Source organism: Pseudomonas sp. MS646, from assembly GCF_036693845.1.
GTDB classification, from domain to species: domain Bacteria; phylum Pseudomonadota; class Gammaproteobacteria; order Pseudomonadales; family Pseudomonadaceae; genus Aquipseudomonas; species Aquipseudomonas chlororaphis_E.
Genome location: NZ_CP144763.1, coordinates 2,407,400 through 2,432,617, shown reverse-complemented (window position 1 = coordinate 2,432,617; position 25,218 = coordinate 2,407,400). Strand labels below are relative to the sequence as shown.

At 63.9% G+C, this 25,218-nt stretch carries 24 protein-coding genes; 20 read left to right on the top strand and 4 right to left on the bottom strand.

What is annotated here, in order from left to right; all coding sequences use genetic code 11:
* Positions 1-64: 64 nt before the first annotated feature.
* Positions 65-1,402 carry a hypothetical protein gene (locus tag V3H56_RS10915; protein ID WP_042729191.1) on the bottom strand — a complete coding sequence of 446 codons (1,338 nt, stop codon included), beginning with the start codon at positions 1,400-1,402 and terminating at the stop codon, positions 65-67.
* Positions 1,403-1,663: 261 nt separating this feature from the next.
* Between V3H56_RS10915 and V3H56_RS10910 the strand changes: the two genes are divergently transcribed.
* The 13 genes from V3H56_RS10910 to V3H56_RS10850 all read left to right on the top strand — a co-directional run bounded on the left by V3H56_RS10910 (position 1,664) and on the right by V3H56_RS10850 (position 12,947).
* Entirely contained in the window at positions 1,664-2,056 is a 393-nt protein-coding gene (locus tag V3H56_RS10910) for a DUF6152 family protein (RefSeq protein WP_042729192.1), read from the top strand.
* A gap of 66 nt (positions 2,057-2,122) precedes the next feature.
* Positions 2,123-2,890 (top strand): hypothetical protein, encoded by a 768-nt coding sequence (locus V3H56_RS10905; RefSeq protein WP_338474590.1) that lies wholly within the window; start codon positions 2,123-2,125, stop codon positions 2,888-2,890.
* A gap of 51 nt (positions 2,891-2,941) precedes the next feature.
* A complete protein-coding gene (locus V3H56_RS10900; protein ID WP_338474589.1) occupies positions 2,942-4,450 on the top strand; it encodes an alpha/beta hydrolase domain-containing protein in 1,509 nt (502 codons plus the stop codon).
* A gap of 29 nt (positions 4,451-4,479) precedes the next feature.
* Entirely contained in the window at positions 4,480-4,965 is a 486-nt protein-coding gene (locus tag V3H56_RS10895) for a DUF6644 family protein (protein ID WP_042729194.1), read from the top strand.
* Positions 4,966-4,997: 32 nt separating this feature from the next.
* Entirely contained in the window at positions 4,998-5,486 is a 489-nt protein-coding gene (locus tag V3H56_RS10890) for a DUF6644 family protein (RefSeq protein WP_338474588.1), read from the top strand.
* Positions 5,486-6,226, top strand: a complete 741-nt coding sequence (locus tag V3H56_RS10885) for a hypothetical protein (protein WP_338474587.1) — start codon at positions 5,486-5,488, stop codon at positions 6,224-6,226. Before V3H56_RS10890 ends, V3H56_RS10885 begins: the two co-directional genes overlap by 1 nt.
* A complete protein-coding gene (locus V3H56_RS10880; protein WP_338474586.1) occupies positions 6,223-7,158 on the top strand; it encodes a zinc ABC transporter substrate-binding protein in 936 nt (311 codons plus the stop codon). The genes V3H56_RS10885 and V3H56_RS10880 overlap by 4 nt, the downstream gene beginning before the upstream one ends.
* 14 nt (positions 7,159-7,172) lie before the next feature.
* Positions 7,173-7,853, top strand: coding sequence for a metal ABC transporter ATP-binding protein (locus tag V3H56_RS10875; protein WP_042729198.1), 681 nt, complete (start codon positions 7,173-7,175; stop codon positions 7,851-7,853).
* Complete coding sequence (locus tag V3H56_RS10870) at positions 7,850-8,755, top strand: metal ABC transporter permease (RefSeq protein ID WP_042729199.1); 906 nt, start codon at positions 7,850-7,852, stop codon at positions 8,753-8,755. The genes V3H56_RS10875 and V3H56_RS10870 overlap by 4 nt, the downstream gene beginning before the upstream one ends.
* The gene (locus tag V3H56_RS10865) at positions 8,752-9,711 is read left to right on the top strand and encodes a zinc ABC transporter substrate-binding protein (RefSeq protein ID WP_338474585.1); all 960 of its coding nucleotides are present in this window, start codon (positions 8,752-8,754) and stop codon (positions 9,709-9,711) included. Before V3H56_RS10870 ends, V3H56_RS10865 begins: the two co-directional genes overlap by 4 nt.
* 29 nt (positions 9,712-9,740) lie before the next feature.
* Positions 9,741-10,064 carry a hypothetical protein gene (locus tag V3H56_RS10860; protein ID WP_042729200.1) on the top strand — a complete coding sequence of 108 codons (324 nt, stop codon included), beginning with the start codon at positions 9,741-9,743 and terminating at the stop codon, positions 10,062-10,064.
* A 7-nt stretch (positions 10,065-10,071) separates the two neighbouring features.
* Entirely contained in the window at positions 10,072-10,896 is an 825-nt protein-coding gene (locus tag V3H56_RS10855; protein WP_042729201.1) for a DUF4198 domain-containing protein, read from the top strand.
* Positions 10,893-12,947: a methyl-accepting chemotaxis protein gene (locus V3H56_RS10850; RefSeq protein WP_123578842.1), complete on the top strand. Its 2,055-nt coding sequence runs from the start codon at positions 10,893-10,895 to the stop codon at positions 12,945-12,947. The genes V3H56_RS10855 and V3H56_RS10850 overlap by 4 nt, the downstream gene beginning before the upstream one ends.
* 7 nt (positions 12,948-12,954) lie before the next feature.
* Here the strand turns inward: V3H56_RS10850 and V3H56_RS10845 are convergent, their stop codons facing one another.
* The 3 genes from V3H56_RS10845 to V3H56_RS10835 all read right to left on the bottom strand — a co-directional run bounded on the left by V3H56_RS10845 (position 12,955) and on the right by V3H56_RS10835 (position 17,614).
* Positions 12,955-14,205: an MFS transporter gene (locus tag V3H56_RS10845; protein WP_123578880.1), complete on the bottom strand. Its 1,251-nt coding sequence runs from the start codon at positions 14,203-14,205 to the stop codon at positions 12,955-12,957.
* Between the two features lie 359 nt (positions 14,206-14,564).
* Positions 14,565-16,310, bottom strand: a complete 1,746-nt coding sequence (locus V3H56_RS10840) for an OPT family oligopeptide transporter (RefSeq protein ID WP_338474584.1) — start codon at positions 16,308-16,310, stop codon at positions 14,565-14,567.
* Positions 16,311-16,648: 338 nt separating this feature from the next.
* Positions 16,649-17,614: a LysR family transcriptional regulator gene (locus V3H56_RS10835; RefSeq protein ID WP_338474583.1), complete on the bottom strand. Its 966-nt coding sequence runs from the start codon at positions 17,612-17,614 to the stop codon at positions 16,649-16,651.
* A 313-nt stretch (positions 17,615-17,927) separates the two neighbouring features.
* On the opposite strand from V3H56_RS10835, the gene argH reads away from it, so the two are divergent.
* The 7 genes from argH (at position 17,928) to V3H56_RS10800 (ending at position 25,214) form a co-directional block, all read left to right on the top strand.
* A complete protein-coding gene (gene argH / locus V3H56_RS10830; protein ID WP_338474582.1) occupies positions 17,928-19,355 on the top strand; it encodes an argininosuccinate lyase in 1,428 nt (475 codons plus the stop codon).
* 75 nt (positions 19,356-19,430) lie between these two features.
* Positions 19,431-20,309, top strand: a complete 879-nt coding sequence (locus tag V3H56_RS10825; protein WP_042729206.1) for an amino acid ABC transporter permease — start codon at positions 19,431-19,433, stop codon at positions 20,307-20,309.
* A 10-nt stretch (positions 20,310-20,319) separates the two neighbouring features.
* Positions 20,320-21,084 (top strand): amino acid ABC transporter ATP-binding protein, encoded by a 765-nt coding sequence (locus V3H56_RS10820; protein WP_042729207.1) that lies wholly within the window; start codon positions 20,320-20,322, stop codon positions 21,082-21,084.
* Positions 21,085-21,122: 38 nt separating this feature from the next.
* Complete coding sequence (locus tag V3H56_RS10815) at positions 21,123-21,947, top strand: ABC transporter substrate-binding protein (RefSeq protein WP_042729208.1); 825 nt, start codon at positions 21,123-21,125, stop codon at positions 21,945-21,947.
* Between the two features lie 171 nt (positions 21,948-22,118).
* Positions 22,119-22,967: a polysaccharide deacetylase gene (locus tag V3H56_RS10810; RefSeq protein WP_338474581.1), complete on the top strand. Its 849-nt coding sequence runs from the start codon at positions 22,119-22,121 to the stop codon at positions 22,965-22,967.
* Positions 22,960-23,847 carry a polysaccharide deacetylase gene (locus V3H56_RS10805; RefSeq protein ID WP_338474580.1) on the top strand — a complete coding sequence of 296 codons (888 nt, stop codon included), beginning with the start codon at positions 22,960-22,962 and terminating at the stop codon, positions 23,845-23,847. The genes V3H56_RS10810 and V3H56_RS10805 overlap by 8 nt, the downstream gene beginning before the upstream one ends.
* The gene (locus V3H56_RS10800) at positions 23,844-25,214 is read left to right on the top strand and encodes an MmgE/PrpD family protein (protein ID WP_338474579.1); all 1,371 of its coding nucleotides are present in this window, start codon (positions 23,844-23,846) and stop codon (positions 25,212-25,214) included. Before V3H56_RS10805 ends, V3H56_RS10800 begins: the two co-directional genes overlap by 4 nt.
* Positions 25,215-25,218: the final 4 nt, after the last annotated feature.

Sequence of the window (25,218 nt, the reverse complement as noted above, 5' to 3'; positions counted from 1 at the left end):
GTACCTCCTCCCCCCTTTTGCAAGCAGGCGCCACGATTCGTGGCGCCTTTTTTTGTCGTGCCCCCTAGAACGTTACCCAGACGATGAACTGGAAGTACGTGTTGGTCGCGGCACTGCCACTTTGCAGCCCGCCGTTGCCGAGCCACTTGTCGGGCTTGTAGAAACCCAGCAGCGGCGAGAGCGTGATGGTGTCCGTCACCATCCAATCCAGGAACAGGTCCACCTCCCGCGCGCTGTAGTCGCGCTCCTGTCGATCCGAGAGCTGGCGGAAGTCGAAGGCCATCGCGTTAAGGGTCAGTTTATCGGTCGGCTTGACCGAGAGGAGCACGTCGTTGGTGACCATGTTCGAGGTCAGCGAACCGGCGTAGTTGACCGCCACTTCACCCTGGTAGCGTTTGCGGTAGCCACCCTGGAACAGGAAGTCCCAGCCTTCGGAATAGCGCGCATATCGATAACTCACGGTCGGCTGCCACTTGATATCGGCGAAGGTGTAGCCGGCATCGAAGAACATGGCCCGTTGCGACCCCGAGCGCTTTTCCTGACGCGCCACCTCGAAGGCGAAATCGGCATTCTCGATCCCGGCGTTGCCCTGCCCGCGAACACTGTAAATGTCCATGCCCTTACGCTCCATCCGGTCGGCGAAGGCGTAGCGTTTCTCAACATCCAGGCCGCGGATATAGGTCGAGCCGATCGAGCCGACAGACGTTGTGTAGTCGACGGTGGCGGCCGCCACTTCGGTCTTGGACTGCCCTGGGTTATCCGACTTCAGCCACATCAGGCTGCCGTGAAGCCCCTGCGTCCCTCCCAGCTTCAAAACAGCGGTGTTGCCAAACGCCAGACGCGAGCCCAGGTAGAAGGCACCGCCGCGATCGAATCGGCCATCGACAACGCCCTCGATAGGGTTGAAGGCCCTACCGGGGTTGAACCCGTCGTCGGTGATCAGGAAACCGTCTACCGTCACCAGCTGTCGACCGAAAGAGAAGTCGACTCCATCCTGGCCCAGCGCCGGTACCGACTCACCTGATTTCCATCCCAGGTAGGCATCTTCCAGCGCGGTGTCCCTTTCGCTCCCGTCCGTGTTCGACCCCGGATCCCCATCGCCCCACGTTCCCGAGCTGATCATGCTCAAGCCGCCATAGACCGAACCATCCGTGAGCTTGTCCGTCGTACCGCTCAAGCCATATTTCACGAAACCTTCCTGCCAGCGCATGCTGCCGGGCTGCTTCTGCGGGTCACCGAGGTAGTTTTCCTGGCTGCCGAACCAGCCGAACCCGGCCCACAGGTCGGCGTTCAGGACGGTGGCGCCTTCATTCTCGTTGTACAGCTCGTAGCCCAGGGCCTGGGGCTCGAACGTGCAGAGGGCGACCAGTGAAAACATTGGGGCGTATGGGGGGGTGCGCATGACGTCTCTCCTGTTTTTATATTTATGAGGCGAGCCAGGAGTGTTTCGGCCGGGGTTGCCCATGCGGTAACCCAAATCAGCAAGTGCAATGCAATGGTTCGCTCTTGCGCTCCGGGGCGCGCAGCAGTCGCAGGAAACGGCTGGACATCGCACTGCAAAAACACTTGCGAGACCCGAGAGGTTGCCGTTTTGGGTTACGGCCTCGGTCAGCGCCGACCTTATGCTGGGGCCATAAGAACGTATAAGAACCGAGGCACCGCCATGACTCCCATATCCCCATCCCCGTTATTGCGCCAGGGGCTTTGCCTGCTGGCCCTCGTTGCCAGCAGCGCACTGCCCACCGCGGTCACGGCCCACCATTCGTTCGCGATCTTCGACCAGACCCGGACGATCACGGTCAAGGGCGTGGTCCAGCGCTTTGCCTGGACCAACCCCCATATCGCCATTTACCTCGACACCCCCGGCCCACCGCCTCAGCAGATCAAGATCGAGACCGGCAGTGTCAATGCGTTGAGCCGCACAGGCTGGACGGCCGACTCGATCAAGGCCGGCGAGGACGCCGAGGTCACTTACAAACCGCTGAAAAACGGTGAGCCGGGCGGGTTGCTGGTGGAAATCAAGATCGGTGATGTCGTGCTCACGGGCGGCGGCTGAAACCCATCGCGCCCCGGCTTCATGAGTACTCGACAGCACACAGATCAACAGGGTGGAGACGCTTGAATGAAACCGACACGAACCTTGAACCCGGCAACGATGTTGCTCGGCGTCGCCCTCATGGCGTTCGCCGGGCTGAACGCGGCGGCAACGCCCAAGAGCCAAGGCACGGCCACACGCCCCGACATCAGCGGCACCTGGGAAAGAACCCCGGACGACTGGTTCGGCGAGAACCCGGACAACCCGGTGCACCCGGGCGGACCGATGGACCTGAAGGAACCCTATGCCAGTGAATACGCCGCGCTGAAGAAGCGCGAAGCCGCGGCGAACGAGGCCGGGACACCCTTGGCAACCACCAGCGCCCGATGCTTGCCAGAGGGCATGCCGGTGTTGATGGCGGCGCTGTTTCCCATCCAGATCATCCACGACGAGCAACAGGTGGTGGTCCTCGGCGAGTACCTCCAGCAAGTCCGCCGGATCCTCCTGAACGAAGCGATGCCGCCGAAGGAGAAACTGGACCCCACCTACCAGGGCCACTCGCGGGGCCATTGGGAAGGCGACACCCTGGTGGTGGAAACACTCGCGGTGCGCACGGACGTGGCTTTCTACGACGTTCCCCACGGCAAGGACATGAAGATCACCGAACGCATCAGGCTGACGACACCGGACCATCTGGTGGATGAGGTGCTGATCGAAGACCCCCAGGTGCTCAACCGCCCTTATCGCTTCACCTTCGAGTACAAGCGGTCCGACTACCGCATCCAGGAATACGTCTGCGAAAACAACCAGATCGTGATCGACAGCGAGGGCAAGACCAGCCTGCGGCGCGACTGACGCGACGCCCCTCAATCACCACTTGGCCCACAACTTCTGGAGAGTGCCCGGATGGAACGACTGATCGCCTCCCATCGCCTGCGAACGACGAGACTGGGCGCCTGCATGTCACTGCTGCTGATGTCGAGCGCTTTCGCCGAGGTGCCCCGCATGCCCACGGTGATCGCCGTGCCACCGTCCGGCAAGCCACCGCTCTCGTCGGCAAACTATCCGGGCACCGAGTACAGCAACCTGGACGGACAACGCTACGTCGAGCAAGAGTTCTACCTGCAAGGCGTGGCACCGGCCATCACCGCCAACGGCCAGCAGCTCTTCGATGCGCCCTACACCACACGCATTCTGGTGCGTAAACCGGCGGACCCGGCGCGTTTCAATGGCACCGTAGTGATCGAGCCTTTCAGTTGGTTCGGCGAGCGCGGTGCCGGATGGATCCTCACTCGCGACTATCTGCTGCGCCGCGGCTACGCATACGTCGGCTACACGCTGAACATCAACCGGCCGCCGGTCGACCCCAAGTTCCTCTCGGACACCCCGGCCGCCGAGGCCGAGCAGATTGCTCAATACGGGCGCATCGTCAACTTCGAATTCATGCGTCGCTTCGACTATGCACGCTACGCACCGTTGGCCAGCTACTACGACCCCGAACGCTTCACCCGCGGTAACGCGCCCGACCCATTCGCGCCGCAATCCCAGGGTATCGGGGCGCAACTGGCGTTGCTGCTCAAAACCCCATCGGCGCAAGGTCCACTGGCCGGCCTCGATGTGCGCCGAATCTATGTCAACAGTTGGGCGGTAACCGCGCAGGTCTGGATGGACTACCTCGACCAGGGTCGGCACCAGCAATGGCGCATGCCCGACGCAACGCCCCTGATCGATGCCTACATGACTGGCCGCATGGCCTATGGCGAAGTGGGCGGCGACGTGATCCGGATGCCGCGCCAGATGCCTGCCGGCGTGCCTTTCGTGACCGTCTACAGCCAGTCGGAACTGATGCACGACGTTATCGAAGGCATCGACCTGCCACCGGACACCGACAACCCGCAGATCCGCTATTACGAAGTGACCGGCATGCCGCACCTGCGATTGGCCGACCTCGGCACGGAGCACACCGAGAAGGTCGCCGCCGACATTGGCAAGGGTGACGAGCCACAGTGCCGAACGCTGTATGACGAGCCGGCGGAGTTGGTCGTCGCGGCGCTGCTGGACGGCATGGACCAATGGGTTCGCGAAGGCAAGCCGATGCCCAGGGCCCAACGTGTGCTGCGCGCCGGCACGACCGCCGCGCGCGACCCGGTGACCGGCAACCTCCAAGGCGGCGTACGCCCGCCGTGGATCCAGGTGCCCAGCGCGACCTATCTCACCGACCAGGAAACCGGCTGCGGCCTGATCTACGACACCAAGGCGCCTTATTCCAAGGAGCGCCTCGGCAAGCGCTATGGAAGCTTCAGCCAGTACCAACAGCAGTTCGAAGAGGCCAAGGCCACGGCGATCCAGCAAGGCTATCTGCTGCCGGAAGATGCGCCGGACCTGCGTCCGGTGGCGCGCCCCCAAGACTTCTAACCCCCCTGACCCAACACGGGAGAAAACCGATGTCATCAGCACCGATCATTGCCTGGCTCTACGCGACACCGGTGAGCACAGCCATTCGGGACATGCTCTGGGTCGTACCCACTGTCCAGTCCATCCATATCCTGGCTATCGCAGTGATCTTTGGTTGCGCCTTCATCTCCGATCTGCGGCTGGCCGGCCTGTTCGCCACGGACGAGCCCTTGGGCAGCGTCGTGCGCCGTTACTACCCGTGGATGCGTAACGCTCTCATCGTCCTGCTCGCCACAGGCCTGGTGATGTCCATCGGCGAACCCGACCGTGTCCTCGTCAACTCGACGTTCTGGCTGAAGATGGCCCTGGTAGTGGCCGCGTTCACCCTGGCCTGGTGGATCCGACGCCCCTTGCTGCGCCCTGCTGGGCAACCCCCGGAGGGTGCCAGCCGTCTGGTCAAGCCACTTGCCTGGCTGTCGATCGCCCTGTGGTGCGTGGTGATTTTCTGCGGCCGCTGGATCGCCTACACGATCTAACGCTTCCAACCCACAGCTCTCAGGTATTCGCCATGGACATTCAATCCGCCCTGCAAGCCCTCGAAGCCACCACTGTCGCCAGTTGGATCAGGGAATCGGGCTCGGCTTTCCCCACCCTCGAATCGGTGCACGTGATCGGCATCGCCCTGGTGTTCGGCACCATCGCCGTGGTGGACTTGCGCCTGCTCGGCATCGCTGCCCATCGCCGCAGCGCGTTGCGGCTGATCCAGGAGCTGCTGCCATTCACCTGGGTCGCCTTCGCGACGTGTGTGATCACCGGCCTGCTCATGTTCGCTTCCAACGCTTTCACCTATGCGCAGAACCCGATCTTCTGGTGGAAGATGGGGCTGTTGCTGCTGGCGGGCATCAACATGGGCATATTCCACCTGGGGGTCTTTCGCCGGATCGAGGAATGGGACGCGACGCTACCGCCCCCCGGCCAGGCGCGCGTCGCCGGCTTCAGCTCGATGGTGTTGTGGGCCGGGGTGGTGTGCCTCGGCCGCTGGATCGCTTTTTTCTGATGGCCCGCCTGCTGCCACGCAGCCCCACAGGCGCCGCGACCAGGCTGGTGAGCCCGCGCTCGGGCCGATGGGAGTCGCTGGCCCTGCTGCTGATGACCCTGGCGGTCATCGCCAGCGTCGCCGGTTATGTCCTGCTGCGACCCCAGAAAGCCGTCCCGCCCACCGCCTTGAGCTGGCAGGTCCGCTCCTTCGACGGCCTGGGTGCGGTCGACCAGGCGATCCACGGCGCACTGCTGCCAGCCGGCGAGGAAATCATCTGGTTCAACAACGACACCGGCGGCTGGATCACCCTGGAGCAGGCGCAGAAGCTCGTGCTGCCGCCGTTCTACCGCGATGCCTTCTGGAAGGCCAACGGCAAGGTGCGCTGGCAATTGATCCTGCCAGGCACCCACCAACCCCATGCCGTTGCCGGCGACACGCACACCGAAGGTCACGCCGATGCTCCTGCGCCGGCACCGGGCACTGCCAGCGTGTCGCAAGCCACCCAAGGCCAGGGCGCGACGGTCTATTACGGCGCCGGTGGCAGCGCGCCAGGCCAGAGCGCCTACCTGCTGGTGATCGGGCATGCCCATGCCGGCGTCATGTGGGCCAACCAGGCCACGATCTGGGTCCACCGCGACCCGGACGCGCCCTACCCCGGCATCGTCAAGCCCGAGTCGCTGGTCAGCAAAGGCTGGCGCCAGGTCATTGCCTATGACGGCAGCCGAGAAATCGAACGCGTAAAAGGAACCTTGCCATGATCGTCCCTGCAAGCTGCCGCGCCCGGCTGCGCCGGTGTATCGCGTTGCTGATGCTCCTCCCTGCCATCGCACTCGCCGGCCAGGCCCATGCCCAGGGCAAGAAGCTCAAGATCGGTGTCACTCTGCATCCCTATTACAGCTTCGTGGCCAACATCGTCGGTGACCAGGCGCAGGTGGTGGCGCTCATTCCGGCGCAGGCGAACCCGCACAACTATCAGCCGTTGCCCGCCGACATCACCCGGGCGATGACGCTCGATGCCCTGGTCGTTAACGGTATCGGCCACGACCAATGGGCCTTCGAGATCGTCAAGGCCGCCGGCCGCACCGAGAACCTGCCCATCATCCAGGCCAATGCCACGGTCGCCCTCATTCCCATCGCCGGCGACCAGGGCGGTGCCAAGGTGGTCAACCCGCATACCTTTGTCTCCACCACCGCCGCGATACAGCAGGTGTTCGAGATCGCCCGCCGGTTGGGCGAGCTGGACCCGGACAACGCGCCGGCCTATCGACGCAATGCCCTGGCCTACGCCGGGCGCATCCGCGCGCTACGGGCACGCTTCATGAACCGCTTCGCCAACCTGGACCTGTCTTCGTTCCGCTGTGCCACGACGCACGCCGGCTACGACTACCTGATGCAGGAGTTCGGGCTGTTCGTCAGTGCCGTGATCGAGCCGCGCCATGGCGTCGCGCCGACCGCGCGGCAGTTGGCCAATACCCTCGACGCGATCAAGAAAGCCAATGTCCGCGTGCTGTTCGCCGAAAAGTACTTCTCCATCGACCTGGCCCAGCCGATCGAGGCTGCGACCGGGGTGAAAGTCTTCGCCCTGTCCCACATCACCGGCGGCGCCTACAGCGCGGACGAGTTCGAGGTGGCGATGAGCGAAAACCTCGAGACCCTGGCCGAGGCCGTCGAATTCACCCAGCCAAAATGAAGGAGAAAAACCTGATGCGCGGACCCGCTGTCGTGTTCGATAACGTCTCGCTGCAACTGGGAGGCACGCAAGCACTGGACGGGGTGAACTTGCGGGTCGAAGCCGGAGCGCTCCACTGCCTGGTGGGACCCAATGGCGGTGGCAAGACCTCGCTGGTGCGCGCCCTGCTCGGCCAGATGCCGCACTCAGGGACCATCCGCCTCGAAGGCGAGTGCGCCAGGCCCATGGGCTATGTCCCGCAGCGGCTGGATTTCGACCACAACCTGCCCATGACGGTCAACGATGTCATGGCCCTGCTCGGCCAGCGCAAGCCGGCGTTCCTGGGGGCAACCCGGTCCAACCGTGCGGCGACGACCCAGGCCCTCGCGCGTACCGGCGTTGCCGGTATGGGAGACAAGCCCTTTGGTGGCCTGTCCGGTGGCGAACGCCAGCGCGTGCTGCTGGCCCAGGCGATCACCCCGGCGCCCCGCTTGTTGATCCTCGACGAGCCAACGGCGGGCATCGACGAAGCCGGCATACGCCTGGTGGAGGCACTGGTGGTCGAGCTGCACCGCACGGGCACCACCATCCTCTGGGTCAATCACGACCTCGAACAGGTCAGGCGCATTGCCCAGTCGGTCACCGGGATCAACCGGCAGGTGATGTTCCATGGAGACCCGCATCAGGTCGCCGGCCAGTTGGAGATGTCCCGATGAGCGCCTTCTACACGTTCATTCGCGACCATCTCCAGGCGCTTGCGGCGAACCACTTCCTGCCGCAACCGTTCGAATACGAGTTCGTGATCAATGCGTTGCTCTGCGCACTGCTCATCGGGCCGTTGCTGGGCGTGCTGGGTTCGATGGTGATGATCAAGCGCATGGCCTTCTTCAGCCAGGCCGTCGGCAATGCGGCCATGACCGGGGTTGCCATTGGCGTGCTGATCGGCGAGTCCTACACCTCGCCCTACTGGTCAATGTTCGGCTTCTGCGTGTTGTTTGCGCTGACCCTCAAGTACACCCAGCATCGCACGGCACTGTCCAACGACACGCTGATCGGCGTGTTCCTGTCGATCTCGCTGGCGGTCGGGGCATCGTTGCTGCTGTTCGTGTCGGCAAAAATCAACACCCATGTGATGGAAAGCGTGTTGTTCGGCTCCATCCTGGCGGTGGACCACACCGACATGAACGTGCTGCTCGCCGTCACGGCGACCTGTGCGCTCGTCGGGCTGCCGTTGTACAACGGCATGCTGCTGAGCAGCCTCAACCCGAGCCTGGCACACGCCCGCGGCGTCCCGGTGCGCAGCGTCGAGTACCTGTTCGTCATACTGGTGACCCTGGTGACGGTGGCTTGCCTGAAGATCATCGGCGCCGTGCTGGTCGAGGCCCTGCTGTTGATACCGGCCGCAGCGGCGCGCAATGTCAGCCGCTCGCTCCCGGGGCTGGTCACGCTTGCCGTCCTGATTGCCACCTTTGCCTGCATCGTCGGCATCCTGGCACCCATGCAGTTCCAGATTCCTGTACCCACCGGTGGTGCGATCGTGATCGTCGCTGCCCTGGTGTTCATCGTGACCGCCGTGCTGCGTGCGACCGCGGCCCGATTCCGGGGGGCCAGCCTATGAAGAGGCTTGGCCGGTCGTCTCGCTCCTGGCTCGCGCTGCTGGTCCTGCTGCTGGGCACTCCGCCGGCCGCCTTCGCCGGCCCCCGGGTGCTGGTCGCGCTGCCGGCGTTACAGGCATTGACTTCAGCCCTCAGCGCCGACACCGGCATCGAAGTCGTCCGTCTGCCGCCCGATGCCGCCACGCCTATGGAGAGCCAGGCCAACGCACTGGCGCGCCTGGATGCCAGCGTGTTCCAGCAGGCCGATGCGGTGATCACCCTCGGCAGTCTCTGGCGCGCCGACCCCTTGTTTGCCGCGGCCCGTCGTCACAACCTGCGCACCGTCGAGATCGACGCCTCGCGCTCCTGGGACTCGATCAGGCCCGGCGTCGCCGTGGCCCGCACACCCGCGAACGACGTGCCCTGGGCCGGTGCACGGAACGGCAACGGCGGCCCGTCGCCTTACGCCTGGCTCGGTCCCATCAATGCCATGCGCCTGTCGGCGAACATCGCCGCCGACCTGATACGCCTGGCCCCCGCCGACGCCCCGCAAATACAACGCAACCTCACCACACTCGAAGGCGGATTGCGCCAACTCAAGGCCGAATACGGCGACCGGCTCGCGCAACGGCCGGACCTGCGCGTGTTGTCGTTGGCCGATGAGTTCATCTACCTGTTCGGCGAGTTCGACATTTTTGTCGACGGCTGGTTTGTCTGCCAGGACGTCGACTGGAGCGACGACGACCGCGCCGCGCTGAGCCGCTACCTGCGCGAGCGAGACATCCACGTGGTGGTCCACAAATGGGCGCCGGACGCCAGGATCGCCAAGGCCATCGAGGATGGCGGCGCTCGCTTGCTGATACTGGACGCGGGCAACCCAGGAATACTCGCCAAGGGAACCGTCGGCTATGACGCACTCGTGCGCGTGAACCTGGACGCCTTGCTGACCGCGTTCGCCGCCACCGACACACACCAATGACCCACTCGGCCCCTGGAGACTGCCCCCCTATGAAAATGCCCTGTTCGATGCACCGGCCAGCCATCGCCGGTGCCCTGCTGTTCTGCCAGGCGGCCCTCGCCCATGGGCCGGTCTTCGACTGCTACATCGAGGCCGATGACCAGGTGAAATGCGAGGCTGGCTTCACCGACGGCAGCTCCGCCGCCGGCAGGAAAGTCTACGTCCGGGACGCCAGCGGCAAAGTGCTGCTCGAAGGCAGTGTCGGCCATGACAACACCTACAGGTTCCAGCCCCCCACCGGCAGCTACTCGGTGTCGTTCCTTGGCGGAGACGGCCATGACGTCTCGATCCAGTCCTCCGAAATCACACAGTGAATCGACCATGACCCATCCAAGAACGCTGCTCCAAGGCCTCGTCGCGGCGATGCTCATCGGCATGACCGGCGCCGCGCAGGCGCATTTCCAGATGCTCTACGTCAAGGACACCGCCCTGGCACGCGGCGAACCCTTGGAGTTCGCGGTCGTCTTCACGCACCCGTTCGCCGGTGGCCCCACCATGGTCATGGAAACGCCCCGCGCCTTCAGTCACACCAGCGCCCATGGCGGGGAAAAAATCGACCTGCGCCAGTACCTGCGGCCTGTCCAGTGGCAAAGCCGCGAGAACCGGGCAACCGCCTACCGCGCCTCAATTCCCCGTGAAGTGGTGCGACCACTGGGTGACCATATCTTCGTACTCGAACCCGAGCCTTACCTGGAAACCGAAGAAGACGTCTACATCCAGCAGTTCACCAAGCTGGTCGTGAACGTCGGCGGCGTGCCCGGCAACTGGGCTGAGCCACAGGGCCTGCCGGTGGAGATCCAGCCACTGAGCAAGCCTTATGCAAACTGGACGGGCGGCGTGTTCCGCGCTGTCGTGCTGGCCGACGGCAAGCCTGTGCCGTTCGCCGAGGTGGAAGTCGAATACCTCAACCACGCCGTCGAGATCGACAACAACACTTTCGGCCAACATGCCGACGTCACGGCCCCACAGGCTTCTTTCAACGCCACGAGCACATACGCCGATGCCCAGGGCATCATCACCATCGGCCTACCTCGGGCCGGTTGGTGGGGCATTGCCGCCCTCGACATCGGCACCACGAAAACCCACAAGGGCAAGCCGCTGTCCCAGGACGCGGTGCTGTGGGTCCAAGCCAGGGACATGAAATGAATCGCCTCACCATCCAATGGCGGATCACCCTCCTGAGTGGCCTGGTCCTGCTGGTCGTCGTCGGGGCCCTGACCGCGGCGGCGCTGTATCAGAACCAACAGAGTGCCGCATTGCTGAAACGCCAGAGCAGCGAGTTGCTGGGGCAAGCGGCCTTGGAACGCTTGCAGGCCCAAGCCTCGTTCCATGGCCAGCGAGTCGAGCGTTTTTTCAATGACACAGCGTTGTACGGCGAGGGGCTTGCCCAGACGATTCTTCAACTGCACGCCCAGGCCAGGGACGGGCGACTGACGGTCGAGCAACTGCGTCATGACCTGCTCGGCGTGACGCGCCAAGCGCTCGCGCGACACGAGAAGATCCTCGGCTTGTATGTCGTGCTGCTCCCCAACGCACTGGGCGATGCAGATGCCGGCTTTTCCGGGAGGCGTGATCTGGCCGGCAACGAGATCGGGCGCTTTGCCCTGTATTGGTCGCAAAGCCAGCCTGGGCGCCTGGTGCAGGAAGTACTCAGCGAAGCCCAGATCTTTGCCGACACCGCACCGGCCGGCAGCGAACCAGCCAACGCCTGGTTCGTGTGTCCGCAGACGCAAGGTCGCGTCTGCGTCACGGAGCCCTACGCCGTCGAAGTCGAGGGGCACAAGACCCTTATGAGCAGCATTTCGGTGCCCCTGGTCGTCGACGGCAAGACCCTCGGTGTCGTGGGCATGGACATCAGCCTCAGTACGTTGCAGGAACTCGCGGCCCATCTCGCCGCGGACCTGTATGCCGGGCAGAGTGAAATCAGGATCCTGTCCGCCTCCGGCCAGGTGGCCGGGCAAGGTGGCACGGTGTCGGCCGCCAGCATCGACGTCCGCCAAGCCGTGCAAACGGTCACCGGCAACGCGCCCTGGCAATTGCAGATACGCGTGCCGCAAGAACAGGTGCAAGCACCCGCGCTGAAAATGCAGGCACAACTGGACGACAAGCGGCGCCAGGAGAACTGGTTCAACCTCGGCTTGGGCCTGCTGGCCGGCGGCTGCGGATTGCTGCTGATCTGGCTCAGCGCCTACGGCGTCACCCGCCCGTTGCTCAACGTCGTGCGCTTACTCGACGCCATTGCCGAGGGCGACGGCGACCTGACCCGGCGCCTGCCCCATGAGCGCCACGACGAACTGGGCCAACTGGCACGGGGCTTCAACCGGTTTCTCGACACGCTGCAGCCCATTATCCGCAACATCCAGCAAGCGTCCCAAGACACGCGAGATAACGCCGACACCTCGGCAAGGGTGGCCGAGGAAGTCAGCGCCGGCATGCGCCAGCAGTACCAGGAAGTGGAACTGGCCGCCACCGCGCTGCATCAGATGAGCGTCAGCGCCCAGGAAGTTGCGCGCCATTCCCACCAGGCAGCCGACGCCGCCGCGGCGGCCGATCACGCCAGCCGATCAGGCCAGGAACTGTTCGCCAACGCCGCCGGCAGCATCGAGACCCTCGACCGGCGCCTGGAGACGACGCTCGGGCAAGTGAAGGCGCTTGCCGATAACAGCCAGCAGATCAACCAGGTGCTGGATGTGATCTGCGCCATCGCCCAACAGACCAACCTGCTGGCCTTGAACGCCGCCATCGAAGCCGCCCGGGCGGGTGAACAGGGACGCGGCTTCGCCGTGGTGGCGGACGAAGTTCGCCACCTGGCCAGCAATACCCAGGCCTCGGTCGAGCAGATACGCAGTGTCATCGAAGCACTGCAACAACTCAGCCTGGAGGTGGTGCAGAGCACGCAACAGAGCCGCGAACTGGCCCGGGGCAGCGTCATCCATGTCGAACAGACCCATGGCGCGCTGCAACACATCGCCAACGCCGTGGAAGTGATCGAACACATGAATCAGCAGATCGCCAGCGCGGCCCTGGAGCAAAGCACCGTGGTGGAAGACATCAGCCATCGCGTCAGCGACATCCGAGTTATCAGCGAGACATTGACCAGCCGCATGCAGGACGCCTCGCAAGCCAGCCATTCGCTGTACGACATGGCAAACCATCAGCAGCAACTGGTCGGGCACTTCCGTGCAGGAGCGGGCTGACGTCAAGTCACTCCATGGCCCCCGCCACGGCGGCATCGGGCCGTGGGGCACGCCGTGACAGGCAGGTCTCCGGCATGGCCAACAGCAAGCCGAAGGCCAGCGCAGCAATCGCGGCAAGTGTCAGGAATGCCGCGCTGTAGCCCGCCCCTTCGACTACGAAGCCCGCCAGGCTGTTGCTCAACGCGGCGCCGAGGCCGAACACAGTGGACAGCACGCCGAGGCTGACGTTGAACCGTCCCGTGCCCTGGGTCAGGTCCTTGACCACCAGCGGAAACAGCGCGCCAAACAGCCCGGCGCCGATGCCGTCGAGCAATTGCACCGCCACCAGCCAGTAAAGATCGTCCGAAAGCACGTACAGCACGCCGCGAATCGGCAGGATCAGGAATCCGGCCAGCAGCAGTGGCTTTCGCCCCCAGATGTCGGCCTTGAGGCCCACCAGCCAGGCCATCGGCACCATCACCAGTTGCGCCGCCACAATGCACGCCGAGGTCAGCGGCGTGGCCAGGTGCGCGTTGGCCTGAGCGAGTTTCTGACTGACCAGCGGCAGCATCGCCGCATTGGCCAGGTGGAACAGCGCGCAGCACATGGCGAAGAGCAACAGCGTGCGGTTATCCAGCAGGATCCGTAACGCCGAAGGCATCTCGCCGGTGACGGTCTGGCCGGTCTCCAGGCCGCGGGCCACATCATGGTCGATGGCTTCGGCGGACACGCAACTGACCGCGATGATGCTGGCCAAGGCCATCGCCGCCATCAGGTAGAACACCGCGATGGGACCGAACAGCCAGGCGAAACCACCGGCCAGCAACGCGGCGCAGGCGTTGCCCGCATGATTGAAGGTTTCGTTGCGCCCGGTCCGCCGGGTAAAGGCTTTCGCCCCGGTGATGCCCAGGGAAATGGCCGCGATGGCCGGGGCGAACACCGACGCCGCCACGGCACTGAGGGCCTGGGTCAACGCCACCAGACCAAACGAAGAGGTGAATGGCAACACCAGGCACCCCAGCGTCACCAGCAAGGCCGCGACCGCCACCACTGCGCGCTTGCTGCGAACCCGGTCGATCAACGCGCCGGCGGGGCCCTGGGTGATGAGCCCGGCGATGGCCGCCAGGGTCATGACCAGGCCGATGCTGGAGGGTTGCCATTGATGCACGGCCAATAGATAGATGGCCAGGTATGGCCCCAGCCCGTCGCGGACGTCGGCGAGGAAGAAGTTCAGGCTGTCCAGGGACAGGTTATTGCGGCGATCCAGGTGTCGATCCACGTAGGCCTCGGCAAGGGCATTGGCCCGAAGATAATTGACAGCGGCACTGACGCTCAAATGCCGCAAGCGCAAGGCGCCCCTAAGGTCCCTTCTTCATTCAGTCAAACCGTCAGACGACGGGAGCGAGGCGTCATTTCAACCAGCCAACCCAGCGACTGACCCACCGCATTCGCGGGCAAGCCCGCTCCCACAGAGTCATTTGGCGGACTGGAGAGGTGTGTCCGCCACAGATCCCCTTGTGGGAGCGAGCTTGCTCGCGAAGGCGGTGGCCCATCCAGCACCGGAGCAAACTGACCCTCCGCCTTCGCGGGCAAGCCCGCTCCCACAAAGAGATGACGGCGCCCCCGTGTGGGGTAGGCCTATCCTCCGTTGCCCAGCATCGCCCACAGTGACGCCCCGACCCCAGTGATACTTTCCCCGGCAATCAACCCCGCTGCCGCGGTGATGGCGAACCGTTCCGTGACGGTCGGCCAGCGGCAGCTCACCAGCCAGGTGAGCACGGCGCCGAAAGCCATCATCAACGACACCGATGCCGGCAGTACAAACGCCAGGCCCAGGGCCGCCGTGCTGGGCAGCAGCCGGGCATGGCGTTCGGGCAACATGCTGTCGAGTATGCCCAGCAGCAAGCCGGCCAGGCCGCCGACGAAAATCGACCAACGGATGCTCGTCGACAGGGAATCCAGGCCATGGGTCAGGGTTTGCGCCACGGCTTTCCAGGTGGCGACCGCCGGGGCCGGCCATTCTTCGGAGAGCAGCATGGCCTGTGGGTCCGGGATCAAGGCCAGATAGGCCAGTACCCCGACGATGCTGCCAACGAAAATCCCCAGGGTCTGGGCGATCAACTGCTTGCGCGGCGTCGCGCCGATCGCCCGGCCCACCTTGAAATCGTTCATCAGGTCGGTGCACTGTCCGGCCGAGCCGCCGGCGGTGTTGGCGCTCATCAGGTTGATCGGCACCTGCCCAGGTGCCACGATGCCGAAGCTCAGCTGTGACAGTTGCCCGATGGCCCCGATGGGCGGGATACCCGTGGCGCCGACCACCCGGGCGGCCACGGCGGCCAGGCAGATGGCCAGGGGAATGGTCAGCAAGGCCATCCACAGGTTGATGCCGAACAGCAGCGCTTGCAGGCTCACCACCAGGACAATCGCCAGCCCGAAACCGGCGGCAGGCCCCACCTTGGGCACCCGCCAGAGCACCCCGTCACCGGCCTGGGTGGACGTGTGCAACGACCACAGGCGAATCGCCAGGGAGGCCAGTGTCGAGCAGACCATCAGACTCACGCCCGGCCACAACAACCACTCCACCAGCGCCGCGAACTGCGGACCGCTGCTGCCAGGGGGCAACTGCACCAGGCCTTGCCCCAGCAACCACGGCGCCAACCCGCCCCAGGCCAGCAACGCCCCCAGCAGCAGGCTCAGGCCGACACGAATCCCGATAATGCCGCCGAACCCCAGCAACAGCAGCGAGGGGTCAGCGGTGAAGGTCAGGCGCTCCAACTGGCCCGTCGGCGCCCAGCGTGGCAAGGCCCACATAAATGTGTCGATCCACTTGGCCAGCCCGGATACGAACGCGGCGCCGAGCAACACCTTAAGGCGCGTTGCTGCCTCATGGCCGTGGTTGTAGATGTGCAACAGGGTTTCCAGCGTCGCCATCCCCTCGGGAAACTTCAGCGCCTTGTCATTGAGCAACGACGGTCGCAGGTACCAGGCAATCCAGATCCCGAGGAAACTCACCGAGAACACCCAGGCCACCATCGGCAGGGCATCCAATTGCTGCCCGGTCAGCAAGGTGTACGCCGGAATCGGCGCCACCAACCCACCGGAAATGATCGAGGCCGCGGCAGACGCCACGGTTTGGTTGATGTTGCTTTCGTGCAGCGTCCACGGCACCCCGGCGCCGGAACGCCGGGCCAGGCCTTGCCAAATGCCGTAGCCGATCAGCAGGGCAATGATCGACATGTTGAACGACCAGCCGATCTTCAACCCGGCGTACACATTGGAAGGCGTCAACAGGATCCCAAGCACGATCCCGGTCGTGACCGCTCGCAGGCTGAGCTCGCGTTGCACAGGGCTGTCGAGGGGATTCGGTGGCGAGGTGTGGAGCATGCGAATTCCTTATCGGCGATGAGACAGCACGATCACTCGGCGCGACGGCTTAACAAGTGAGCGCTGTATCCACGGAAGGTTCACACACCCCGGCAAATCCGCCTGTGGGAACGAGCTTGTTCGCAAGAGCATTGTGTCTGCCGGCCGCAATACTGGCTGTGAAACCCACTTCGCGAGCAAGCTCGCTCTCGCAGAAGATGGAGGGTGCATGCAGCCTTGGCATTCTGCCTGTCCCACAAAAGCAACAGTGAAAGAACCGCGGCACTTACTACCCGGCGCTGTTGCCCACGCGGGTTATTAACGACGTATAAACCACGCCATCCAACCGCCTACTCACCTTATGCGAGCGCTTTCAAATCCACGCCCAATGCCTGCGCAAAAGCCTTGACCAGCGGGCTGCGCACAGTGTTATGCCGCAGGATCAGATTGAAGGGCGTGACAATATTGATCAGGTCCGGGCGTAATGCCCGAAACTGTCCTTGGGCAACCAGGTTCGCGGCGTAATGGTGTGGCAGGAACCCCACGAACCGGCCCGTCTTGACCAGTAGCGCAACGGCTTCGACCTGGGTCGCCGAGGCCGAGAAACTGTCGTAGTGGGCAAAGCTCAATTTGTCTCGATGAATCGCGTAGCGGTGGTTGATGCACGGGTGTTCCTTGAGCACCTGGATGTCGATCTGCGCCTGCGGAACCTCGAACAACGGGTGCCCGATCGCGCAGTAAATTTCCGAGCGCTCTTCGTACAGCGGGTAATAATCGAACTCCTCGCGTTTCTGGTAGACCGGCACGATACCCGCCACCAGTCGCCCCTCGACCACGCCTCGTTCCACTTCATCCAACTGGGCGGCCTGAAGTTGAAATCTTACTTTCGGAGACTCTTCACTCATCCTTCTAATAGCTGCAACTAACGGAGAACTATCATCGGTGATCGTATTATCAATAACCCCCACACCAAGATCACCAATAAGTTCGTTCTGAGCCGAACTAAGTCGATCTCGAAAGTTATCCACCGAGGCAAATAGATCAATCGAAGCCTGATACACCAGGCGCCCTTCCTCGGTCAGGTGAAACCCCTCGCGACCACGGGTGCACAAGCGCATGCCAATACGAATCTCGAGGTCGGAGATCTGTTTGCTGATGGCGGCCAGGCCCACGTTCAGCTCATTCTGCGCGGCACTGAAGCCGCCAGCTTCGACCACTGCCTTGAACACCTTGAGCAGTTTGAAGTCCAGCCCGCTGAGCGCCAACGGCGCCCGTTGAGGCGGTCTTGGCGGCGGGTTTCCGGAATTGGAAAGTGGGGTTTCCATAATGCTTATTTACCTCTGGCGCCTTTTTCAACACGCTGTGCCCAACAACAAAAATAACGCTGGCTAATAATAATGAACACAGAAAACCAGGCTTGGCAACCGTTAATAAATTCCGTACCCGAGTGCCAACTCACTGAATTTCCGCTATTAAAAGCTGACACTTCGATCAGCGCTCTCCACTTCGCAACTGCGCTTGTCCCCTGCCCTTGAATAATGATTAAGCCGAGCCACGCCGGATCGATTTCTATCGTCCTGGCAATGCTCCGGCCAGGCAGCCCGTATCAAGTTCGCTTTACCGACGAGGAAAACAACAATGTCTCAAACCACCGACCGTCTCTGGGGTGCCCGTTTCAACAGCGGCCCATCCGAAGCCCTGGCGGCGCTGTCCCGTTGCCCCGAGCGCTATTTTCGCCTCACCCCCTACGACCTCGCAGGGTCCAAGGCCCATGCCCGGGAGCTGCAACGCGCCGGTTTGCTGAGCGAAGAAGAAACCCGAACCATGCTCGGCGCCCTCGACCAGATCGGCGCCGACTTCCGCGCCGGCAGCATTGCCCCGACCCTGGACGACGAAGACGTCCACACCTTCATCGAGCGCCTGCTCACCGAGCGCCTCGGGCCCCTGGGCGGCAAGCTGCGGGCCGGCCGCTCGCGCAACGACCAGACCGCCAACGACCTGCGCCTGTTCCTGCGTGACCACGTTCGCACCCTGGCCGTGCAAGTGCTGGCGTTGCAGCAGGCGCTGGTGGCGCAAGCCGAACAGCATGTGCAAAGCATCTGCCCGGGCTTTACCCACTTGCAGCAGGCGCAACCGATTGTCTTCGCCCACCACTTGCTGGCGCACGCTCAGTCGATGCTGCGCGACGTCCAGCGCCTGGTGGACTGGGACGTACGCACCGCGCTTTCACCCCTCGGCGCGGCAGCCATGGCCGGTTCCGCCATCGCCCGTCTGCCTCAGCAATCGGCCAAGGAAATGGGCTACAGCGGCGTGTGCGAAAACTCCATCGACGCCGTCGCCAGCCGCGACCACGTGGCTGAATTCCTGTTCATCGCCAGCATGCTCGGAATCAACATTTCCCGCCTTGCCGAAGAGTTATGTCTATGGTCGTCGCGGCAATTTCGCTGGGTCACGCTGGATGATGCCTACGCCACCGGCAGCTCGATCATGCCGCAGAAGAAGAACCCGGACATCGCCGAACTGGCGCGCGGCAAGGCTGGTCGCCTGATCGGCAACTTGACCGGCCTGCTGTCGACCCTCAAGTCCCTGCCCCTGTCCTACAACCGCGACTTGAGCGAAGACAAGAACGGCGTGCTCGACAGTGTCGACACCCTGTTGCTGGTGTTGCCAGCCATGGCCGGCATGGTCGCCACCTTGCAGGTCAATGTCGAGGAGCTACGGCGCCAGGCACCGTTGGGCTTCACCCTCGCCACGGAAGTGGCCGACTGGCTGGCCGTGCGCGGCGTGCCGTTCAAGGAGGCCCATGAAATCACCGGCGCACTGGTCAAGGCCTGTGAGAAACACGACATCGAGCTGTGGGAAGCCTCTCCGGCACTGTTGGCCGAAATCGACCCACGCCTCACGCCGCAAGTGCGCGAGAGCCTGACGCTGGAAGCGGCGATTGCGGCCCGCAGCGGCTGGGGCGGCACCGCGCCGCAACAGGTGCGCGAGCAGATCGGCCGACTGAAAACCGCCCTCGCCGCGCAGCAGGCGTGGACCGAGGACTACCAAGGCTTCCGCCTCTGACCGACGCAGGAGCGGGCTGGCTCGCTCCTGCTCCGATTGTGCTTGACCTGAAACACCAGCATTTGGAGAACCAACATGAGCCAGACACAGGCAGAGCGCCTCCAGGCGGAGCGCAAACTGGCGGAAAACCAGTTCGACATCACCCAGTACCAGCACGTCCCCCGGCGTTACTACGGGCGCATCTTCTTTGCCACCGTGATCGTCATCGCCTTGCTGGGCCTGGTGCGCGCCTTCGCCGAAGGCAAGATCGAATGGTCCTACATCGGTCAGTTCATCACTTCGCAAGCGATCCTGTGGGGCTTGTTCAACACCATCGTCATGGCGGTGCTGGCCATGGCACTGGGGATCGTGTTCGGGGTGATCACCGCCATCATGCGCATGTCGGCCAACCCGATCCTGCGCTACGTGGCGTTGACATACACCTGGCTGTTCCGTGGTACGCCGCTGATCCTGCAACTGCTGTTGTGGTTCAACCTGGCGCTGATTTTCCCCACGGTCGGTATCCCCGGGGTCTTCGAACTGGACACCGTGAGCCTGATGACACCGTTCGTGGCGGCCCTGCTCGGCTTGAGCATCAACCAGGGCGCCTACACCGCCGAGGTGGTGCGCGCCGGCCTGCTGTCGGTGGACACCGGCCAGTACGAAGCCGCCAAGTCGATCGGCATGCCGCGCCTGCAGGCGTTGCGCCGGATCATCCTGCCGCAGGCCATGCGGATCATCATTCCGCCTGTGGGCAACGAGTTCATCGGCATGGTCAAGATGACCTCCCTGGCCAGTGTCATCCAATACTCGGAACTGCTCTACAACGCCCAGAACATCTACTACGCCAACGCCCGAGTCATGGAGTTGCTGATCGTCGCCGGTATCTGGTACCTGGTCGCCGTCACGGTCCTGTCCTTCGGTCAAAGCCGCCTGGAGCGTCGTTTCGCTCGCGGCGCCGGCAAGCGTTCGTGAGGAATCGGACATGAGAAGCATCGTCAAGGCCGTGAGCCTGAACAAATACTACGACCAGTACCACGCGCTCAAGGACATCAATATCGAAGTCGAGCAAGGCGAAGTGCTGTGCATCATCGGCCCGTCCGGCTCGGGCAAGAGCACCTTGCTGCGTTGCGTCAACCAACTGGAAAAGATCGACAAGGGCGGCCTCTGGGTCGACGGCGAGCTGGTGGGTTACCGCGTGGTCGGCAACAAGCTGCATGAGCTCAACGAAACGCAAATTGCCCGACAGCGCCTGGCCACGGGCATGGTGTTCCAGCGCTTCAACCTTTTCCCGCACATGACCGTGCTGCAGAACATCACCGAGGGGCCGTGCCAGGTGCTCAAGCGCTCGCCCAAGGAAGCCCATGAAGAGGCCCTTGAGCTGCTGGCTCGCGTCGGCCTGGCCGACAAGCGCAACAGCTACCCGATCGAACTGTCGGGCGGCCAGCAGCAACGGGTGGCGATCGCCCGCGCCCTGGCCATGCGTCCCAAGCTGATGCTGTTCGATGAACCCACTTCGGCACTCGACCCGGAACTGGTCGGTGAGGTGCTGTCGGTGATGCGCAACCTGGCGCAAACCGGCATGACCATGATCGTCGTCACCCATGAACTGGGCTTCGCTCGCGAAGTGTCCAACCGCATGGTGTTCATGGACGGCGGGCAGATCGTGGAGGCTGGAAGCCCCGAAGAAATACTAATAAGTCCGCAAAACCCACGCACCCAAAGCTTCATTTCTGCCGTTCGAACCTAAGCGCCGGTTGGCGCCACAACACTCATAAGAGAACGACCATGAAGAACTTCGTTATCCCAGCAGTACTCGCCGGCCTGATGGCTTCGAGCATCAGCTTCGCCGCTCAATTGCCCGCCAGCATCAAGGACAAGGGCGAGATCGTTGTGGCGATCATGCCCAACTACCCGCCCATGGATTTCAAGGACCCGGCCACCAACACCCTGACCGGCCTGGATTACGACCTGGGCAATGCCCTGGCCGAACGCCTGGGGGTGAAGATCAAGTGGCAGGAAACCGGCTTCGAGCAAATGATCAACGCACTGACCACCGACCGCGTGGACATGGTGCTGTCGGGCATGACTGACACCGCCGAGCGCCAGGCCAGCGTGACTTTCGTCGACTATTTCACCAGCGGCCCGCAGTTCTACACCTTGCAGAAAAACAAGGACACCAACGAGATCACTGACCTGTGCGGCAAGAAAGTCGGCACCAGCCGCCGCACGACCTTCCCGGCGGAAATCGCGGCGTTCAGCAAGGCTCACTGCGAGGCGGCCGGCAAGCCGGCCATCGTGGTCATCGGCACCGAAGGCTCGGCGGACGCCCGCGCGCAACTGCGCCAGAGCCGCATCGACGCCGCGATGCAGGGTAGCGAGACCTTGTCTTACCTCAAGACCCAGGAAAAAGACATGTACAAGACCGTCGGCCAGCCGATTTCCGTCCAGTTCTCCGGCATGGGCCTGAGCAAGAAAAAGCCGGAGTTGAGCGAGGCGGTGAAAGAGGCATTGCAGAGCATGATCGATGACGGCAGCTACCTGGCCATCCTGAAGAAATGGGACCTGGAAATAGGCGCCATCAAGACAGTGACCATCAACGCCGGCAAATAGGCAGGTTCGCCCAGGGGTGACTGACCTGCCGCTTTCGCGAGCAAGTTCGCTCCCACAGGGCTTGGGGTATCTGTAGGTTCTGCATCCACCCAGGAACCGATTTAGGAGCGAGCAGGCTCGCTCCTAAATCGGCCCCTGCGGTGTTTACCCATGAATGGTTGGAGCGTAACGATGTCCTCCTCATCCCGCCCCCTCTGGCCCACGCCTTACAAGGCTTGCCTGGCCCTGGCGTTCGATCTGGACGGCCCGACGGGCGATGCCATGCTCGACGGTTCGATCTGGCGCAAGCCCGAGTACTTCGGCTTCGGTGGCTACGGTCCTTACCGTGCGCTGCCGCGCATCCTCGACCTGCTCGACGCATTCCAGATCCCGACGACGTTCTTCGTCCCGGCCTGGGTCGTGGAGAACTGGCCCAGGCAATGCCAGGCGATCGTCGAGCGCGGCCACGAAGTGGCGTACCACGGCTACAAGCACGAGTCCTTCTACACCCTGACGCTGGACCAGCAGAAGGACGTGATGAAGCGCTCTCGCGAGGTGTTCCACAAGCACCTGAACATCCGCGCCGAAGGCTTTCGCACACCCTCCGGCGATTGGCGTGCCGAAACCCCGGGCGTGTTGGTGGAGGCCGGCGTGACCTATTCCAGCAGCATGCGCGGCGATGACCGACCTTACCTAGTGAACGTGCCGGGTTTCGACACGCCCCTGGTGGAAATTCCCGGCCGCTGGGAAATGGACGACTATGCATCCCTGGCCTACACCCGCGCACCGAACTTTCCTTCAGGGCTGGACCGCACCGCCAGTTACGCACTGACCCTGGACAACTGGTGCCGCGAATACGACGGGGCCATGGACGAAAGCCTGTGCCTGACCACCCTGTTGCACCCCAAGATCATCGGCAAACCGGGACGCATCCTCTTGCTGGAAAAACTCTTCGAACACATGCGCCAGCGTGATGACGTGTGGTTCGCCACCTGCCGCGACGTCGCCCAGTGGTGGCTGAAGGAGCATCACCATGGTTGATTCCAGTCTCTGGCCCGAGGGCTATCGCTGCGCGGTGGTAGTGACCGTCGACTATAACGACATCCATGGGATCCTCACCCAGGCGCCCGAGGTTGCCGGGCGCGACAAGACCCTGTCGGTCTGGCGCTATGGCAGCCAGCGCGGCGTCGACCGGCTGCTGGCGTTGCTGGCAGAACTTGGGATCGCCAGCAGCTGGTGCATTCCGGGCATCGTCGCCGAAGAGAACCCTGGGCATGTCAAGGCGATCCAGGCCGGCGGCCATGAGATCGCCTGCGCCGGCTATCGCCACCAGGACTACGACAACCTGTCCCTGGCCGAGCAAAGCGCCGACATCGGCAAAGGGTGCGACGCCCTCGCCTCGCTGACCGGCCAGCGCCCGGTGGGGTTTCGGATTCCGGCCGGAAATGGCGCGCCGGGGTTCAGCGAAGCGTTGCGCGACCAGGGCATCCGCTGGTCTTCGTCCTGGCGGGGCGATGACTTGCCGTTCGCTCACCCGACGGCCCCCGAGGTGATCGAGCTGCCGCTGCACTACGAACTCGAAGACGAACCGTACTTCGCCTTCAACCTCAGCCCGGCCGTGCCACCGGCGCAGTCACGGATCGCCTCCTACAGCCACACCCTGGGCAACCTGCAGATGGACTTCGCCGGTTTTCACCGCTTCGGCCTCTGCTACGTACTGCGCGTGCACCCGGAGGTCATCGCCACCCCGGGGCGCATCGGCGTGTTGCGTGAGTTGCTGGAAGGCATCCAGCAGCATCAGGACGTGTGGATCACCACCGCCGGTGAAGTCGCGCGGTGGTGGGCCGACGCCCAGGTGCCGTTGGCGGCGGATCATCCGGCGGCGGTGTACGAACGTCACTATCGGGATTACGGGGTATGAACGCATCCACTCCAGGTCACACAACGGCCCTGCAACGGCTGGCGCGATTCTGCGTCGAGACCCGCTTCGAGGACCTGCCCCCCGCCCTGGTGACCCAGGCCAAGCGACACATCCTCGACACGTTCGGGGCCAGCCTCGCCGGGGCAGGCAGCGAAGTGGCGCGGCAGGCACGGGCCGTGTTTGCGGGCGAGCGTGGACACACGCCGGTGTGGGGCACCGACTGGCGCGTCGGCGCCGCCCAAGCGGCCATGCTCAATGGCATCGCCGCCCATGCCCTGGAACTGGACGACACCGGCGGCTGCGATCACTCCGGCGCCGTCGTGCTCCCGGCGGTGATGGCCGCGGTGTCAATGGCGGGCCGAGAGGTGGATGGACAGACCTTCATCGTCGCCGTGGTCATCGGCTACGAAATCGGCCGCCGGGTGCTGGAAGCCTGTGGCAGTTACTCGGCACACAACGGCGCCGGCTGGCATTCCACGGCCACCTGCGGCGTGTTTGGCGCAGCGGCCGCCAGTGCGCGGATCCTCGGCCTGGACACCACGCAGACCCTGTCGGCCCTGGGCATCGCGGGCAGTTTCAGCGGCGGACTCTGGGCGTTCATCCATGACGGCTCCCAAAGCAAGAAGCTGCACAGCGGTCGCGCCGCCGAAGGTGGCCTGCTGGCCGCGCGGTTCGCCCAGCAAGGCATCACCGGGCCGAGCCAACTGTTCGAGGATGTGTGGGGCGGGTTTCTCAAGACCCTGGCCGCCGAAACCGCCGCGCCCGAGGCGCTGGATCAAGACCTCGGCCAGGTCTGGAAACTCGCCCGTTGCTCGATCAAGCCTTACGCCGCCTGCCGCGGCACGCATTCGGCGATCGATGCGCTGGGCCTGCTGCTGACGCACTTGCAGATCAGCGCCGAGCAGGTCGACGACATCCACATTTCCCTGTGCGGGTTGCTCCAGGACATGTGCGGCGGGCATGCCGTTGCCAGCCTGGCCGCGGCGCAGATGAGCCTGCGCTACGCCCTCGCCGCACGACTGGTGCTGGGCCATTGTCGGCTGGAAGCCTACGACGATGCCCGGCGCAGCGACCCCCGCATCGCCCACTGGATGTCTCGCATTCGACTGGAAGTGAACCCTTTGCTGTCCGAGGACGGCGAGCCCGTCGTGACCGTGCGAGCCGCGGACGGTCGGCAGGCGAGCCTGTGTGTCGACATCCCATTGGGCGCGCCGGGCAACCCGCTGAGCGATGAGGCCCTGGAGGAGAAATTCTTCAGCCTGGCTGGACGGGCATTGGCACCGCAACACGCGCAGGCGCTGTTGGCGCAACTGCGCCAGGTCGAGACGCTGGAATCGGTGGCGGCACTGGATCGCGGCCTGACATGAACAG